The sequence below is a fragment of the Streptomyces aurantiacus JA 4570 genome (genome assembly GCF_000414115.1).
Classification (GTDB): domain Bacteria; phylum Actinomycetota; class Actinomycetes; order Streptomycetales; family Streptomycetaceae; genus Streptomyces; species Streptomyces aurantiacus_A.
This window is the reverse complement of sequence record NZ_AOPZ01000041.1, coordinates 1-15783: the sequence shown is the minus strand read 5'-3', so window position 1 is coordinate 15783 and position 15783 is coordinate 1. Positions and strand designations below refer to the sequence as shown.

Annotated in this window: 13 protein-coding genes and 1 pseudogene; 6 read left to right on the top strand and 8 right to left on the bottom strand. The window is 71.7% G+C overall.

All coding sequences use genetic code 11. The features are described 5' to 3' along the window. Positions 1 to 30 precede the first annotated feature (30 nt). Entirely contained in the window at positions 31 to 990 is a 960-nt protein-coding gene (locus STRAU_RS05385; protein WP_016639232.1) for a hypothetical protein, read from the top strand. Between the two features lie 59 nt (positions 991 to 1049). Here STRAU_RS05385 and STRAU_RS05380 read toward each other — a convergent pair whose 3' ends face one another. After that, complete coding sequence (locus STRAU_RS05380) at positions 1050 to 1469, bottom strand: Rieske (2Fe-2S) protein (protein ID WP_016639231.1); 420 nt, start codon at positions 1467 to 1469, stop codon at positions 1050 to 1052. A 244-nt stretch (positions 1470 to 1713) separates the two neighbouring features. On the opposite strand from STRAU_RS05380, the gene STRAU_RS05375 reads away from it, so the two are divergent. Beyond that, positions 1714 to 2673 carry a carbohydrate kinase family protein gene (locus STRAU_RS05375; protein ID WP_016639230.1) on the top strand — a complete coding sequence of 320 codons (960 nt, stop codon included), beginning with the start codon at positions 1714 to 1716 and terminating at the stop codon, positions 2671 to 2673. Here STRAU_RS05375 and STRAU_RS05370 read toward each other — a convergent pair. Next, complete coding sequence (locus STRAU_RS05370; protein WP_016639229.1) at positions 2670 to 3530, bottom strand: helix-turn-helix transcriptional regulator; 861 nt, start codon at positions 3528 to 3530, stop codon at positions 2670 to 2672. The genes STRAU_RS05375 and STRAU_RS05370 overlap by 4 nt on opposite strands. Positions 3531 to 3642: 112 nt before the next feature. On the opposite strand from STRAU_RS05370, the gene STRAU_RS05365 reads away from it, so the two are divergent. Continuing rightward, positions 3643 to 4209 (top strand): YceI family protein, encoded by a 567-nt coding sequence (locus tag STRAU_RS05365; RefSeq protein ID WP_037657687.1) that lies wholly within the window; start codon positions 3643 to 3645, stop codon positions 4207 to 4209. Between the two features lie 123 nt (positions 4210 to 4332). Here STRAU_RS05365 and STRAU_RS05360 read toward each other — a convergent pair whose 3' ends face one another. Both STRAU_RS05360 and uvrA read right to left on the bottom strand, forming a co-directional pair. Next, the gene (locus STRAU_RS05360; protein WP_037657677.1) at positions 4333 to 5166 is read right to left on the bottom strand and encodes a crotonase/enoyl-CoA hydratase family protein; all 834 of its coding nucleotides are present in this window, start codon (positions 5164 to 5166) and stop codon (positions 4333 to 4335) included. 154 nt (positions 5167 to 5320) lie between these two features. Continuing rightward, positions 5321 to 8389, bottom strand: a complete 3069-nt coding sequence (gene uvrA / locus STRAU_RS05355) for an excinuclease ABC subunit UvrA (protein ID WP_037657686.1) — start codon at positions 8387 to 8389, stop codon at positions 5321 to 5323. A 221-nt stretch (positions 8390 to 8610) separates the two neighbouring features. Between uvrA and STRAU_RS05350 the strand changes: the two genes are divergently transcribed. Both STRAU_RS05350 and STRAU_RS05345 read left to right on the top strand, forming a co-directional pair. Further along, positions 8611 to 9309: a maleylpyruvate isomerase family mycothiol-dependent enzyme gene (locus STRAU_RS05350; RefSeq protein ID WP_016639225.1), complete on the top strand. Its 699-nt coding sequence runs from the start codon at positions 8611 to 8613 to the stop codon at positions 9307 to 9309. Positions 9310 to 9318: 9 nt separating this feature from the next. Continuing rightward, entirely contained in the window at positions 9319 to 9975 is a 657-nt protein-coding gene (locus STRAU_RS05345; RefSeq protein ID WP_016639224.1) for an MBL fold metallo-hydrolase, read from the top strand. A 46-nt stretch (positions 9976 to 10021) separates the two neighbouring features. On the opposite strand, the gene aroQ is transcribed toward STRAU_RS05345, so the two are convergent. Further along, complete coding sequence (aroQ, locus tag STRAU_RS05340) at positions 10022 to 10483, bottom strand: type II 3-dehydroquinate dehydratase (protein WP_016639223.1); 462 nt, start codon at positions 10481 to 10483, stop codon at positions 10022 to 10024. 204 nt (positions 10484 to 10687) lie between these two features. Between aroQ and STRAU_RS05335 the strand changes: the two genes are divergently transcribed. Next, positions 10688 to 12004 (top strand): MFS transporter, encoded by a 1317-nt coding sequence (locus STRAU_RS05335; protein ID WP_016639222.1) that lies wholly within the window; start codon positions 10688 to 10690, stop codon positions 12002 to 12004. An 82-nt stretch (positions 12005 to 12086) separates the two neighbouring features. Here the strand turns inward: STRAU_RS05335 and STRAU_RS05330 are convergent, their stop codons facing one another. The 3 genes and pseudogenes from STRAU_RS05330 to STRAU_RS05320 all read right to left on the bottom strand — a co-directional run. Then, positions 12087 to 13187, bottom strand: coding sequence for a calcium:cation antiporter (locus tag STRAU_RS05330; protein ID WP_037657682.1), 1101 nt, complete (start codon positions 13185 to 13187; stop codon positions 12087 to 12089). A gap of 162 nt (positions 13188 to 13349) precedes the next feature. Beyond that, positions 13350 to 14369, bottom strand: a complete 1020-nt coding sequence (locus STRAU_RS05325; RefSeq protein WP_037657675.1) for a TerC family protein — start codon at positions 14367 to 14369, stop codon at positions 13350 to 13352. Between the two features lie 305 nt (positions 14370 to 14674). Then, positions 14675 to 15783: pseudogene (locus STRAU_RS05320) on the bottom strand (TerD family protein); the annotation flags it as partial.

Genomic DNA, 15783 nt, shown 5'->3' with positions numbered 1-15783 from the left:
CGGAGTGAACGTTCACAGAAAGGACCTGCGGTGCGGAACGTCTCTCCCCCCACGACGGCCCTCGCGGACGACTGCTCGGCCGACCTCGCCACCGCCCTGCGCACCGGCCCGTTCCACGTCGCCCTGCGCGCCGCGATCGCCGCCCGGCGCCTGCCCCTGCAACGCGTACGCCATCATCTCGCACGCGCGGGCGTCCACGTCGGCGTGACCAGCCTCAGCTACTGGCAGCAAGGCGCGCGGCGCCCCCAGCGCGCCGAGTCGCTGCGTGCCGTACGCGCCCTGGAGGAAATCCTGCAGCTGCCGGAGGAATCCCTCATCCGGCTGCTCGCCCAGGCCCACGAGCGCACCGCGGCCGAGCGGCCCGCCGCCCGTTCGTACCGCTCCCTGGTGGAGGCGTCCGACGTCCTGCAGTCCCTGATCGCCGACCTGGGATCCCCGCTCGACGGCGGCCTGCACACCATCGGCCACCACGAGCGCATACGCATCGGCCCGCGCCGTGAACTCCTCGGACGCGACTCCCAGCACGTCGTCCGCGCCCACGCGGACGGCGTCGACCGCTACCTGGCCATCCACCACGGGGACCCCGGCTGCGCCCCGGAGCGCATGGAGGTGCGGGCCCTGGAGAACTGCCGCACCGGGCGCGTGCGCTGGCACCACGACACCGGTGTGCTGGTCGCGGAGCTGCTCTTCGACGCCCGGCTGCGCGCGGGCGACACCCATCTGTTCTGCTACGGCTTCGAGGACGGCACGGCCGGCGTGAGCGCCGAGTACGTACGCGGCTTCAGCTTCACCGGCGGCCAGTACGCGCTCCAGGTCCGCTTCGCCGAGGAGGCCCTGCCCGCGCGCTGCCACCGTTTCACCCAGCGCTCGGCGGCCGCGCCGCGCCTGGGCCGCCAGGAGCTGACGCTCAGCGGCAGCCACCGCTCGGTGCATCTGGTGGAGCCACAGGTGCGGGCCGGGATCATCGGGATCGGGTGGGACTGGGAGTGAACCGGCAGCGCACCGGGTGGGCCCCGGGGTGAGCCGATCGGGGTGAGCCGATCCGCCGGTCAGGCGCCCGGGCCCGCGACGATCTTGCCGCCCGCCACCTTCACCGGCAGTTCCTCCAGGGGTGTCACGGCCGGCTCGCGCAGCACCTTGCCGTTCTTCGCGTCGAACTGGCTCCCGTGGCACTGGCAGGTCAACTTGCTGCCCCGGAGCTTCTCGATGGGGCACTGCGCGTGCGTGCAGATGCTGCTGAACGCCTTGTACTCGTCGTCGGCGATCCGGCTGACCACCACGTTCTCGTCGGTGTAGAGCTTCGATCCGCCCACCGGCACCTCATCGGCCGCGCCCAGTTCCACCGGCTTCGTCGGCGCCGAACGGCTGCCGCCGTCACCCGACGTACAGGCGGTGAGCCCGAGCCCGGCGGCCGGGACGAGTGCGGCCGCGCGGAGCACGGTGCGGCGGGCGGGGGACGTGCCGGACATGAAGTCTCCACAGGTCAAGGGGGTTCCGAGGGGGTTCGGCGACGATCAGACCCTACCGGTGGGCCGATCCGTGACCGGGTGGGGCTCGGGGGTGCCCGAGTACCGCCCGCTTCGGCCGCGCCCGCCCGGTCAGGCTCTAGCCTGTGCGCAGCACGGCAGCACGGCAGCACGGCAGCACGGCAGCACGCGGCAGCACGGCAGCACGGCAGCACGGCAGCACGGCAGCACCGGAAAGGAACCGTCAGTGATAGTCGTCGCAGGAGAGGCCCTCATCGACCTCGTTCCGCATGAGGTGGGCTCTGCGGGCTCCCCCTCACGTGGAGCCACCACGGCGCTGCCCGCCCTCGCGCCGAGGCTCGGCGGCGGGCCGTACAACACGGCGGTCGCCCTCGGCCGCCTCGGCTCCCCCACCTCCTTCTGCTCCCGGGTCTCGCTGGACGCGTTCGGCGAGGCGCTGCTCGCGGGGCTGCGGGCCGCGGACGTCGACGTGTCGTACGTCCAGCGGGGCGCCGAGCCGACGACGCTGGCCGTCGCCTCGATCGGCGCGGACGGCTCGGCCGGCTACTCCTTCTACGTCGACGGCACCGCCGACCGCCTCTTCGCCGTGCCGCGCCGGATCCCGGACGGCGTCCGGGCGCTGTCCTTCGGAACCTGCTCCCTCGTCCTGGAGCCGGGCGCGAGCGCATACGAGGAACTCATGCGACGCGAGGCGGCACGCGGCGTCTTCACGGCCCTCGACCCCAACATCCGCTCCGTCCTCATCCCCGACGCCGACGCCTACCGCGCCCGGTTCAAGAGCTGGCTGCCGTCGGTGGCGCTCCTGAAGGTGTCCGAGGAGGACGCCCGCTGGCTGGGCGGTGCGCCCGAGGAGTGGCTGGCGTCGGGGCCCGCGGCCGTGGTGGTGACGCGGGGCGGCGACGGCCTGTCCGTCTTCACGCGTGACGGCGGCGAGGTCTCCGTGCCGGGCGTCCCGGTCGACGTCGTGGACACGATCGGCGCGGGCGACACGGTCAACGCGGCACTGCTGCAGGGGCTCGCCGCGCGGGACGCCCTGTCGGCGGACACGGTGGCGGGCCTCGGCGGCGACGCCTGGGCCGAGGTGCTGCGGTTCGCGGCGCGCGCGGCGGCGATCACCTGCTCGCGGCCGGGGGCGGAACCGCCGTACGCAAGGGAGTTGGGCGCGGACGGCGGGATCGGCGGCTAACCGCTCACCGCGCGGAGGCCGCCCGGCTGGCGCCCGTTCAACTGGTCGAGCGCGGCCGAGGTGGCGTCGTCGGCCGGGAGGTGCACGAGGAGCCGCTGGCCGTCGACGTCCGGCAGGGCCAGCGACTCGTACGACAGCCGCAGCGCCCCGACCTCCGGGTGGACCAGGCTCTGCACACCGCTGCGGCGCGGCACACCGGGAACGGCCTCGATCCGGTCGGTGAACGGCGCCCCGGCGAGGACCGTCAACTCGTCGACGAACTGCAGCACATGGGGATCGATCATCGGCGATTCGCTTCTCAGGTGCGCGATCTGCTCGTCGGCGACGCGGTCCCACTCGGTGAAGGTGGCGCGGGCCCGCTCGTCGGTGAAGACGAAGCGCAGGAAGTTGGGCCGGTCGCCGTCCAGCAGGCCGAGCGGGCGGGCGATCCGTTCGTACCCGGTCGTGTACGCGAGGACGTCGCTGAGCCGGTTGAGCAGTACGGCCGGGGTGGGTTCGAGGCGGTCGACCAGGGCCCGCACGGTCGGGCGGACAGACAGGGCGGGCGGCGGGGCGTCGGCACAGCAGGGGCCCTCGGCGCCGTTGCTCGCCTTCTCCAGGCGGCGCAGGTGGATGCGCTCCTCCATGGTCAGCCGCAGTACGTCGGCGAGCGAACCGAGCACGGGCGGCGACGGGTTGCGGTCGCGGCCCTGCTCCAGGCGGGTCAGATACTCGACGCTGATGCCCGCGAGGGTGGCGACTTCGGAGCGGCGCAGTCCGGGGGTGCGGCGGCGCGGGCCGCTGGGCAGGCCCACTTCGGTGGGGGTGACGGCCTCGCGGCGGGCACGGAGGAAGGCTCCCAGCTCGTTGTCGCTCACCGTTCGAACGTATCAGGGCGGTCCCGGGGGCGGCCGCCCTGATGGTGGCCCTGCCACTACCAGTCTCCGCCCGGCCTTCCTCGCGCCTGTGCCCCGCCCCAGAGTGGACGGCATGAGCTTCGAGACCGACACCACCACTGACACCGCCACCGCCCTGCCTCTTCCGGCGGGCCGCTGGGCGCTCGACCCGCTGCACTCCGCCGTGAACTTCACGATTCGCCACCTGGGCATCTCCAAGGTGCGGGGCCGCTTCACACAGTTCGACGCGGAGCTGGTGGTGGGCGAGACCCTGGACGGCACCGCGGTGAACGCCACGATCGCGCTCGCCTCGATCGACACCGGCAACCCGGACCGTGACGCGCACGTCCGCGCCTCCGACCTGCTCGACGTGGAGAAGCGCCCGACGATGGCGTTCCGCTCCACCGGGGTCACCGGCGCCGGCGAGGACTGGACGATGGCGGGCGACCTGACCATCGGCGACGTCACCCGTCCTGTGACGCTCGCCGTGGAGTTCGGGGGCCTCGGCGAGTTCGGCGACACCCGGCACGCGGGCTTCGAGGCGACGGGCGAGATCCGCCGCAGCGAGTACGGCCTGACGTTCGCCCCCGGCATGCTCGGCGAGGTCGTGAAGATCCAGCTGGACATGCAGTTCCTGGAGCCGGGGAAGGACGGGGCGTAGGCGTCGGTGCGGGGCCGCGGCCCCGTAAGGGGCGCGGGGCTGTATCGATCTGCGGCTCCGCCGCGGGGCGCGACCAGCCCCCACCAACCCGCAGAGGGCATCACCGCAAATCCAGCGAAGCGCTCAGCTCTCGCCGAAGACGCCGTGCCGTCCCGCCCCCGCGGCGAACCGCGCGGCGCCTTCGGCCGCTTCACCGAGCGCGTGCAGACCGTGCTCCAACTCGCCCGCGAGCGCCTGCCGTTCGGGCAGCCCGTGCTGTTCGCGGGCGGAGAGCCGGTCGTGCCGCAGGCAGGTCTGCGGGAACGCGGCGATCTCGGCGGCAAGGCGCTCGGCCGCCGCGCGGGCGCCGCCCTTCGGTACGACGCGGTTGACCAGGCCCATGCCCAGCGCCTCCGCGGCGTCGACCGGACGGCCGGTGAGGATCAGGTCCATGGCGCGCCCCTCCCCGACGATCCGGGGCAGCCGCACCGTCCCGCCGTCGATGAGCGGCACGCCCCAGCGGCGGCAGAACACCCCGAACACGGCGTCGTCCTCGGCGACCCGCAGATCGCACCAGAGCGCTAGCTCCAGGCCGCCCGCGACGGCGTGACCGGAGACCGCCGCGACGACGGGCTTGGAGAGGCTCAGCCGGGTGGGCCCCATCGGCCCGTCGTGCGCGCCGTTGGCGTCGCTCGCTTCGTCCCCGCCGTCCCCGCTGCCCCCGCCGTTCACCTCGGTGACCGCGTTGCCGTCCGGGGTGCCCAGCGCCTTGAGGTCGGCGCCCGCGCAGAATGTGCCGCCCTCGCCCCACAGGACGGCGACCGATGCCTCCGGGTCGGCGTCGAAGGCACGGAAGGCGTCGGCGAGGGCGCGGGCGGTGGGCCCGTCGACGGCGTTGCGTACGTGCGGGCGCGACAGGACGACGGTGGTGACGGGACCCTGGCGTTCGATCCGCACGGGCGCTTCGGCTGCGGGCATGTCGTACGTCTCCTAGGTCGTCGTACGCGTTCCTGATGCCGGGCACCTCCTGCCCGCGCCACCACCCGATCACGTCGGCGCACCCCTCAACAAGCCGACAGCGCGCCGCCCTTGGCACGGGCGGCGCGCTGCTGTGGCTGATCGGACGCGGTGATCAGACCTTGCGCGTCCTCGTCGCCGTCTTCTTGGCGGCACCCTTCTTGGCGGCCGTCTTCGAAGCCGCCGCCTTCGTGGACGCGGCCTTCGTGGACGCGGCCTTCGTGGTGGCCGTCTTCGCGGCCACCGTCTTCCTGGCGGTCGAGGTGGCCGCCGCGACCGTCTTCTTGGCGGGGGCCTTCTTCGTGGCCTTGCGGGCCGGCGGCACCTCCGCGTCGCTGATCCGGTCCGCGGCGATGATGTCCCGCAGGAACTTGCCGGTGTGGCTGGCCGGGACCCCGGCGACCTGCTCGGGGGTGCCCTCGGCGATGACGAGGCCGCCGCCGCTGCCGCCCTCCGGGCCCATGTCGACGACCCAGTCCGCGGTCTTGATCACGTCGAGGTTGTGCTCGATGACGATGACCGTGTTGCCCTTGTCGACGAGGCCCGACAGGACACTGATGAGCTTGCTGATGTCTTCGAAGTGCAGACCGGTGGTCGGCTCGTCGAGGACGTAGACCGTGCGGCCCGTGGAGCGCTTCTGGAGCTCGCTGGCCAGCTTCACGCGCTGGGCCTCGCCGCCGGAGAGCGTGGGCGCGGACTGGCCGAGGCGCACATAGCCGAGGCCCACGTCGTGGAGGGTCTTCAGGTGGCGGGCGATGGCGGGCACGGCCTCGAAGAAGCCGAGCGCCTCCTCGATGGGCATGTCGAGGACCTCGGCGATGGACTTGCCCTTGTAGTGCACGTCCAGGGTCTCGCGGTTGTACCGCGCGCCGTGGCAGACCTCGCACGGGACGTACACATCCGGGAGGAAGTTCATCTCGATCTTGATGGTGCCGTCGCCGGAGCAGTTCTCGCAGCGGCCGCCCTTGACGTTGAAGGAGAAGCGCCCGGGGAGATAGCCCCTGACCTTCGCCTCCGTGGTCTCCGCGAAGAGCTTGCGGACGTGGTCGAAGACTCCGGTGTACGTCGCCGGGTTCGAGCGCGGGGTGCGGCCGATGGGCGACTGGTCGACGTGCACCACCTTGTCGACGAGGTCGTCGCCGTCCACGCGCGTGTGGCGGCCGGGGACGGACCTGGCGCCGTTCAGCTCGCGGGCCAGGTGGGTGTAGAGGATGTCGTTGACCAGCGTCGACTTGCCGGATCCGGAGACGCCGGTGACCGCGGTGAGGACGCCCAGCGGGAAGGAGACGTCGATGTCCCGCAGGTTGTTCTCGCGGGCGCCGTGCACCGTGAGCCGGCGGCTGGGGTCGGCGGGGCGGCGGAGGTCGGGCACGGGGATGGCCCTCTTGCCCGCCAGATACTGGCCCGTGACCGACTTCTCGTTGTCGAGCAGCTCCTTCAGGGAGCCGCTGTGCACGACCTTGCCGCCGTGCTCGCCCGCGCCGGGGCCGATGTCGACGACCCAGTCGGCGACCTTGATGGTGTCCTCGTCGTGCTCGACGACGATCAGGGTGTTGCCCATGTCGCGGAGGCGGACCAGCGTCTCGATGAGGCGGTGGTTGTCGCGCTGGTGCAGGCCGATGGAGGGCTCGTCGAGGACGTAGAGCACGCCGACCAGCCCAGAGCCGATCTGGGTGGCCAGGCGGATGCGCTGGGCCTCGCCGCCGGAGAGGGTGCCCGCGGCGCGGTTGAGCGACAGGTAGTCCAGGCCGACGTCGACCAGGAAGCGCAGTCGTTCGTTGACCTCCTTCAGGACCCGCTCGGCGATCTTCTTGTCCCGGGCGCCGAGCTTCAGCTGGGCGAGGAAGTCAGCGCAGTCGCTGATCGACATCGCGGAGACCTCGGCGATGGACTTCCCCATGACCGTGACGGCCAGGACGATCGGCTTGAGGCGCGTGCCCTCACACGTCGGGCAGGGCACCTCGCGCATATAGCCCTCGAAGCGCTCGCGGCTCGCGTCGCTCTCGGCCTCGCTGTGCCGCCGCTTGACGAAGGGGACGGCGCCTTCGAAGGCGGTGGTGTAGACCCGCTCTCTGCCGTACCGATTCCTGTAGCGGACCTCGATCTGGGTCTTGTGGCCGTTGAGGAGGGCCTTCTTGGCGCGCTGCGGCAGGCCCGCCCAGGGCATGTCCGTGGAGAAGCCGAGCGCGTCGGCGAGGGCTCCGACCAGGCGGCCGAAGTAGTCCTTCGTGTGGCCGTGCGACCAGGGGTGGATGGCGCCCTCGTCGAGGGACTTCTCCTCGTCGGGGACGATCAGCTCGGGGTCGACCTCCATGCGCGTGCCGATGCCGGTGCAGTCGGGGCAGGCGCCGAAGGGCGAGTTGAAGGAGAAGGAGCGGGGCTCCAGCTCTTCGAAGGACAGGTCGTCGTACGGGCAGTAGAGGTGCTCCGAGTACATCCGCTCGCGCTCGGGGTCGTCCTCGGGGAGGTCGACGAAGTCCAGGACGACCATGCCTCCGGAGAGGCCGAGCGCGGTCTCCACGGAGTCCGTCAGGCGGCGCTTGGCGCTGTCCTTGACGGTGAGGCGGTCGACGACCACCTCGATGGTGTGCTTCTCCTGCTTCTTCAGCGTGGGCGGCTCGGAGAGCTGGATGGTCTCGCCGTCCACCCGGGCGCGGCTGTAGCCCTTCGTCTGGAGGTCGGCGAAGAGGTCGACGAACTCGCCCTTGCGCTCGCGCACCAGCGGCGACAGGACCTGGAAGCGGCTGCCCTCGGGCAGCGTGAGCACCTTGTCGACGATGGCCTGCGGGGACTGGCGGGTGATCGGGCGGCCGCACTCGGGGCAGTGCGGCTTGCCGATGCGGGCGAACAGCAGGCGGAGGTAGTCGTACACCTCGGTGATGGTGCCGACCGTGGAGCGCGGGTTGCGCGAGGTCGACTTCTGGTCGATGGAGACCGCGGGCGAGAGGCCCTCGATGAAGTCGACGTCGGGCTTGTCCATCTGGCCGAGGAACTGGCGCGCGTACGAGGACAGGGACTCGACGTACCTCCGCTGACCCTCGGCGAAGATCGTGTCGAACGCGAGCGAGGACTTGCCGGATCCGGACAGGCCGGTGAAGACGATGAGGGAGTCACGCGGGAGGTCGAGCGAGACGTTCTTGAGATTGTGCTCGCGCGCGCCACGGACGATGAGACGGTCGGCCACGCCGGTCCGCACCTTTCTTGAGAGAAGTGACAGGGGCGGGGCCCCCGTCCTTCACAGACTAGGGCGACCCACTGACAACGCCGGGCCGGATGCTCCGGTGAATGAAATCCGTACGACCAAGAGTGCCCGATGCCGCTCTCGAGCGTATAGCACGGACATTCGATTTGCGGGGGTGGTCCACCGCCTTCACCCGAACGTGTGGCGAAGCTATCGTCGGGCCCATGATTGATCATGTGCGCGACCTGGCGTCTGTACGTGACGCGACCGAACGGCTGCTCGCCGCAGCCACCGCATTGGACAACGTTTCGATCGCCGAGCCGTCACGGCTTCCCGGCTGGACGCGTGGGCACGTCCTCGCGCACGTCGCGCGGAACGCCGACGCCCTGGTGAACGTGCTGGCCGGGCGGCCCATGTACGTGAGCGGGGAGGCGCGGGACGCGGACATCGAGCGGGACGCGCCGCGGCCGGTGGACGTCCAGCTCACGGACCTGCGCGAGAGCGCGGCCCGCCTGGAGGCCCAGGCCGCGCTGCCCGCCGACTGGTCCCGCACCATCACGATGCGCAACGGCGTCACGGACTCGGCGTCCCGGGTGCCGTTCCGGCGCTGGGTGGAGCTGGAGCTGCACCACGTCGACCTCGGGGTCGGCTATGAGCTGGAGGACGTACCGGCCGACTTCCTGGAGCGTGAGATCGGCTTCCTCACGGACCGCTTCTCCGGCAACCCGGAGGTGGTGGCGACGAACGTCACCGACGGCACGCGCGCGTGGCCGACGGGTCGCGCCGCGGACAAGCCGGAGGTCACCGTCAGCGGCCCGGCTCCCGCGCTCGTCGGCTGGCTTGCGGGCCGCCGCGACCACCGCGCCCTCGCGGCCCAGCTGACCGTCGACGGCGGCCCCCTCCCCGCGCTCCCCCCGCTATAGGCTGGCCGCATGACGTACAGCGGAGCGGTGAAGGTCGGCGGACCCGCGGACGTGCACGAACTGCGAGACCTGATGATCTCCAAGGTCGCGGTCGGGCCGATGGACAACAACGCCTATGTGCTGCGCTGTCGGGCCACCGACGAGCAGCTCCTGATCGACGCGGCGAACGAGCCCGGCACCCTGCTGCGGCTCATCGGTGACGACGGCATCACCGCCGTCGTCACCACCCACCAGCACGGCGACCACTGGCAGGCGCTGGAGGAGGTCGTCGCCGCGACGGGCGCGCGGACGTACGCGGGCCGCGAGGACGCCGAGGGCATCCCGGTGCCGACGGACGTCCTCGTCGACGACGGCGACACGATCGAATTCGGCCGGATCTCGCTCACGGCCCGGCACCTCGTGGGCCACACGCCGGGCTCGATCGCCCTCGTGTACGACGACCCGCACGGCCACCCGCACGTCTTCACCGGCGACTGCCTCTTCCCCGGGGGCGTCGGCAATACGTGGAAGGACCCGGAGCGGTTCGGGAGCCTCATCGAGGACGTCGAGACGAAGATCTTCGGCACGCTGCCGGACGAGACGTGGGTCTATCCGGGCCACGGCGGCGACACGACGCTGGGCGCCGAGCGCCCGCACCTGCCCGAGTGGCGCGAGCGCGGCTGGTGACCCCGCTCGGTGGCGCGGGCCCGTCGGACAGTGCCCAGGGCGTGTCCTAGCCCCGCGCCACCAGCGCCGCCACCCGCTCCACCGCGAACACGTACCCCTGCACGCCGCACCCCGCGATGACGCCGTCGGCGCGTTGCGAGACGTACGAATGGTGCCGGAACGCCTCGCGCTGGTGGATGTTGGAGATGTGGACCTCCACGACGGGCAGGCCGTCGCAGGTGTTGAGCGCGTCCAGGATCGCCACCGAGGTGTGCGAGTACGCGGCCGGGTTGATGACGATGCCCGCGTGCTGCTCGCGCGCCTCGTGGATCCAGTCCACCAGCTCGCCCTCGTGGTTGGACTGTCGCAGGTCGACCGTCCCGCCGTGCGCGGCGGCCGCCTTGGCGCACATCGCCTCCACGTCGGCGAGCGTGTCGGTGCCGTAGATCTCCGGCTGGCGCTTGCCCAGGAGGTTCAGGTTGGGCCCGTTGAGGACCATGACCGGGGCGGTGGCGAGGGTGTGGGGCACAGGGACCTCCGTGCGTCGGGCTGCTGCTCACAGACGGTCTATCACGGTGCGAGCGCGCTGAGCCGGGCGGCCGGAACTCTTCCCGCTCCCCTGCGAGCCGCTCGTCGACACCCTCGGGCGGGGCGCGCCATCGGGCTCCCCGACGCGCCCTCGGACTCCCGCGCGCCCCCGTAACCGCCTTTCACACCGGGTAGTTGACGCACCGTGCGCAACAGTGACTCTCCGTCAAAACCCCAGCCCGCGGCCCCTTCGCTGCCGCGGCTCGCCGCCGCGTCGCTCGCCGGGACGGCCATCGAGTTCTACGACTTCTTCATCTACGGCACCGCGGCGGCGCTCGTGCTCGGGCCGCTGTTCTTCCCGACGTTCTCCCCGCTGGCGGGAACTCTCGCCGCGTTCGCGACATTCGGAGTGGGCTTCGTGGCCCGGCCGCTCGGCTCCGTGCTCTTCGGGCACCTCGGTGACCGGCGCGGCCGGCGGCCCGTCCTGGTGCTCTCGCTGCTGATGACGGGCCTGGCCACGGTCGCCGTCGGCTGCGTACCGACGTACGAGTCGATCGGCGTGGCCGCTCCCGTGCTGCTCCTTGTGCTGCGCTTCGTGCAGGGCGTGGGGCTCGGTGGCGAGTGGGGCGGTGCGGTGCTGCTCACCGCCGAGCACGCGCCGCCCGAGCGGCGTGCGCTGTGGGCGAGCTTCCCGCAGGTCGGGCCCGCGATCGGGTTCCTGCTGGCCAACGGCGTCATGCTGGTGCTCTCGGCGACGCTCACGGACGCGCAGTTCGCGTCCTGGGGGTGGCGGATTCCGTTCTGGGGGGCGGGGCTGCTCGCGGTGGCCGGGCTCGCGCTGCGCGCCTCGCTCGCGGAGAGTCCGGACTTCCTTCAGGTGCGCGAGCACGCGCGCGTGCCGCTCGTCGAGGTGGCACGCGACCACTGGCGCCTGGTCCTGCTGACGGCGGGCGCGCTCGCGGTCGGGTACGCGGTGTTCTACGCCGTCACGACCTGGTCGCTGTCGTACGGCGTGGAGCGGCTCGGCGTGAGCCGGACGGTGATGCTCGGGTGCATCATGGCCGCCGTCGTCGTCAAGGGGGCGCTGACGCCGGTGGCGGCGCTGCTGGGTGACCGGTACGGGCGGCGGCCGATGTGCCTGGTGGGGTGCTCGGCGGTGGCCCTGTGGATGTTCCCCATGGTCGCCCTCCTGGCGACGGGTGAGCCGCTCCTGATCTTCCTGGGCTTCCTGGTGGCGCTGCTCGCGTTCGTCACGATGTTCTCCGTGGTCGCCGCCTATCTGCCGGAGCTGTACGCGCCGCGGGTGCGCTGCACGGGCGCGGCGGTGGGCTACAACCTGGCCGGGGTCCTCGGTGGCGCGCTCACCCCGATGGTGGCGACCGCGGCGGCGCGCGGCGAGGGCACTCCGTGGGGTGTGGCCGCGTACCTGACGGCGGTGGCGGTGCTGAGCCTCGGCTGCTTCGCGCTGCTGCCGGAGACGCGGCCCGCGCGGGAGGAGGCGGTGGTGCCGGTGGCGGGGTGAGAGGCGCGCGGCGTGCCCGGCGGCCGAGGGGGCGCGGCATGCCCGGTGGCCGGACAGCGCCCCGCGGCCCCCTCGGCCCGCGTCACGGGTTGATCGCGAGCTCCAGATACGCCGCGAACAGCACCAGGTGCACACCGCCCTGCAGGGGCGTGGCGCGCCCGGGCACGACCGTGAGCGTGCCCACGAGGACCGTCAGGACGAGCAGCACCATGTGGGTCGAGCTGAGGCCGAGCACGAGCGGCCCGGACAGCCAGACGGAGGCGATGGCGACGGCGGGGATGGTCAGGCCGATGCTGGCCATCGCCGACCCGAGGGCGAGGTTCAGGCTCGTCTGGACGCGGTCGCGTCGGGCCGCGCGCACGGCCGCGATGGTCTCGGGCAGCAGCACGAGCAGGGCGATGATCACGCCGACGACGGCGTGCGGCAGACCCGCGGACTCGACACCCGACTCGATGGTGGGCGACACACCCTTGGCGAGCCCGACGACGCCGATCAGCGCGAGCGCCAGCAGGCCGAGGCTGATCAGGGCGGTGCGGGCGGAGGGACCTTCGGCGTGGTCGTCTGCGTCGACGACCTCTCCCTCCTTGGTGACCGGCAGGAAGTAGTCACGGTGCCGGACGGTCTGGGTCGCCACGAACAGGCCGTACAGGACGAGTGAGGCCAGGGCGGCGAAGGTGAGCTGCGCCGTGGAGAACTCGGGACCCGGCTTGGACGTGGTGAAGGTCGGCAGCACCAGGCTGAGCGTGGCCAGGGTGGCGACGGTCGCGAGTGCGGCGCCGGTGCCCTCGGAGTTGAAGACGGCGACGCGGTGGCGCAGGGCGCCGGTCAGCAGGCAGAGGCCCAGTATGCCGTTACAGGTGATCATGACGGCGGCGAAGACGGTGTCGCGCGCCAGGGTGGAACTCTTGTCGCCGCCGTCGGCCATGAGGGTGACGATCAGGGCGACCTCGATGATGGTCACCGCGACGGCAAGGACGAGCGAGCCGAAGGGTTCGCCGACGCGGTGCGCGATGACTTCGGCATGGTGGACGGCAGCGAGCACCGCGCCCGCGAGCACCGCCGTCACCAGGGCGACGACCACTCCCGACAGGTCGCGCCCCCAGGTGAGGGCGAGGAGGACGACTCCGAGCACGGGCACGGCGGCCGTCCACCGCGCGGTGACTGCCCGGAGCCTGGGGATCATGTCTTCGATGCTGCCCCGCGCGCGGGAGGGCCGCGACTTCATGTGTGCCTTTCTATGCGGAAGCGGTGCACGGTCGAGGACCGTGCACCGCTCCGGATGGTTCTTCACGCAGCCTCACGTCATGGGCCGGTACGCCCCATCACGCCGCTCCGTAGAGTGCCGTTACGCCTGGATGCTGTCCTTCTGGGCGTCGTCCTTGCCGGACTCCGTCGCCTCGGCGGACTCGGCCGCCTCGCGCTCCGACTGCTTCTTGTTGGCCATCAGGCTGGTGATCGTCGTGACGATCAGGACGCCGCAGATGACGCCGAGCGAGACCGGGATGGAGATCTCGGGGACATGCACGCCGTTCTCGTGCAGGGCGTGCAGGACCAGCTTCACGCCGATGAAGCCGAGGATCACCGACAGGCCGTAGCTCAGGTGGACCAGCTTCTTGAGCAGTCCGCCGATGAGGAAGTACAGCTGCCGCAGACCCATCAGGGCGAAGGCGTTGGCGGTGAAGACGATGTACGGGTCCTGGGTGAGGCCGAAGATCGCGGGGATGGAGTCCATCGCGAACAGGACGTCGGTGGTACCGATGGCGAGCATGACGACCATGAGGGGCGTCATGATCTTCTTGCCGTTCTTCTGGATGAACAGCTTCGTGCCCTCGTACCGGTCCGAGACGCCGAACTTCTTCTCGATGGACTTCAGGAGGCGGTTCTCCTCCCAGTCCTCTTCCTCCTCGTCGGCGCGCGCCTCCTGGATGAGCTTCCAGGCGGTGTAGATCAGGAACGCGCCGAAGATGTAGAAGACCCAGGAGAAGTTCGCGATGACCGCGGCGCCGGCGGCGATGAAGATCGCACGCAGGACGAGGGCGATCAGCACACCGAACAGCAGCACACGCTGCTGCAGGTGCGACGGCACCGAGAACTTCGCCATGATCAGGATGAACACGAAGAGGTTGTCGACGCTCAGCGACTTCTCGGTGATGAAGCCCGCGAAGAACTCGCCGGACGCCTGAGTCTCGCCCGCGATCAGCAGGCCGATTCCGAACAGCACGGCGAGGACGATCCAGACGATCGTCCATATGCCGGCTTCCTTGATGGACACATCGTGCGGCTTGCGCCCGATGAAGAAGTCCGCCGCGATCAGGGCACACAGACCAAGAACGGTCAGGGCCCACACGGTCATTGAAACGTCCACTGCGCCTCCGGCGTCGTACGGCTACTGATCAGCGTCGTCGCTGCCGGAGGTCTCTTCCACCCGGGCGCTGTCTCCGCGCCCCGGGCCGACGCCCCGGGACCGATGGCGGTCCGTATTGACGGGCACGTCGCGTACGGGAGTACTCCCCTCCGCACTGAGAAGAGTACGTGAAAGACCAAGGTTAGGTAAAGGGAGCGGCAAATGAGAGCCAAATGGCCAGGCCAGGCGGGTGCGTGAGCCTTTGACAGTCGCTAGGTCGACTTGGTGACGGGCCCGGCACGCGTGCGGGCGGACGGCGGGCGGGGTCAGCGACTCCCGGTGCGGCGGGCCTCGCCCACGCGCTGCAGGACGTGGCTGAGGACTTGGCTGCCGGGCGGGGGCATCGGCGGCTCGTACGTCCACGCGTGGCCGACCCACGGGTCCGCGAGGTGGTCGTCGGGCACCGGTGTCACCCGCAGCAGCGCGCGCCACAGCGGGTCGAGCAGCGGGCCGTACTCCGAGGCGTCCTCGCGGTCGGCGACCATCATCAGGTGGACGCCGACGGCGGGGCCCTCGTCGGCCAGATAGCGGAGCTGGGTCACGGCGCGGTCGTCGAAGCCGTGCGGGAAGTCGTTGACGACGAGCAGCTGCTCGCCGGTGTCCAGGTCCGGCGGCAGGGCGTCGGCGACGCCGCCGCGGACGGCCATCTGCACCAGGTCCACGCGCTGGGTGAGCCGGGTGAGCGCGGCGGTGACCCCCGCGGCGCCGGTCGCGGGCGGCCCGTCCAGGACCCCGGCCGACACGAGCGGGGCGAACGCGGCCGTACCGGTGCCCGCGGCGTCGATGACGTGCACGGTGAACGCGCCGGGCGGATACGAGGCGAGCAGCCGCGCGGTGTGCGCGACGGCGCTGTCCAGGGCGAGGCGGCGCAGCTGGTCGGCGTCGGCGAGCGAGTCCGTGCCGGAGCGGCCGCTGTCGATCCACAGGCCGCGCTCCAGGGGCAGCCGGACGAGCATGGGAATGCGCAGGTCGGGACGCTCGGGCAGATGGAGATTGCCGAGGCGCAGCGCCATCGGTATCTCCATGGGCGCGCGGTAGGCGTGCCAGACGGGGCTGGACCAGTCGGCGAACGCCGGGGGCAGCGCCGGCTCGACGACCTCCGCCTCGGCGGCGAGCTGGGCCAGGTCACGGTCGAGGGCGGCGCGCGCCTGGTCGACGAGGTCGCCGTGGCGGGCACGGGCGGCCGCGCGTGCCGCGTCGCCGGTGTTGCCGATGCGGCTGCGCGGGTCGGAGAGGACCTTGTCGAGCTCCTGCTCCATGCGGGATTCGGCGAAGTCCACCGCGCTGCGGTACGCCGCGGCCGTGCGGGCCAGGTCCTCGAACATGCCCCACACCTGGTTGTACAGCCGCTCCTCCAGGGACCAGCCGGTGGCGT

Excerpts from the sequence above, each read along its gene's own strand:
- STRAU_RS05365 (WP_037657687.1), top strand. The coding sequence starts at position 3,643 with ATGAGCTTCGAGACCGACACCACCACTGACACCGCCACCGCCCTGCCT.
- STRAU_RS05350 (WP_016639225.1), top strand. The coding sequence starts at position 8,611 with ATGATTGATCATGTGCGCGACCTGGCGTCTGTACGTGACGCGACCGAA.
- STRAU_RS05360 (WP_037657677.1), bottom strand. The coding sequence starts at position 5,166 with ATGCCCGCAGCCGAAGCGCCCGTGCGGATCGAACGCCAGGGTCCCGTC.
- STRAU_RS05330 (WP_037657682.1), bottom strand. The coding sequence starts at position 13,187 with ATGATCCCCAGGCTCCGGGCAGTCACCGCGCGGTGGACGGCCGCCGTG.
- STRAU_RS05345 (WP_016639224.1), top strand. The coding sequence starts at position 9,319 with ATGACGTACAGCGGAGCGGTGAAGGTCGGCGGACCCGCGGACGTGCAC.
- STRAU_RS05380 (WP_016639231.1), bottom strand. The coding sequence starts at position 1,469 with ATGTCCGGCACGTCCCCCGCCCGCCGCACCGTGCTCCGCGCGGCCGCA.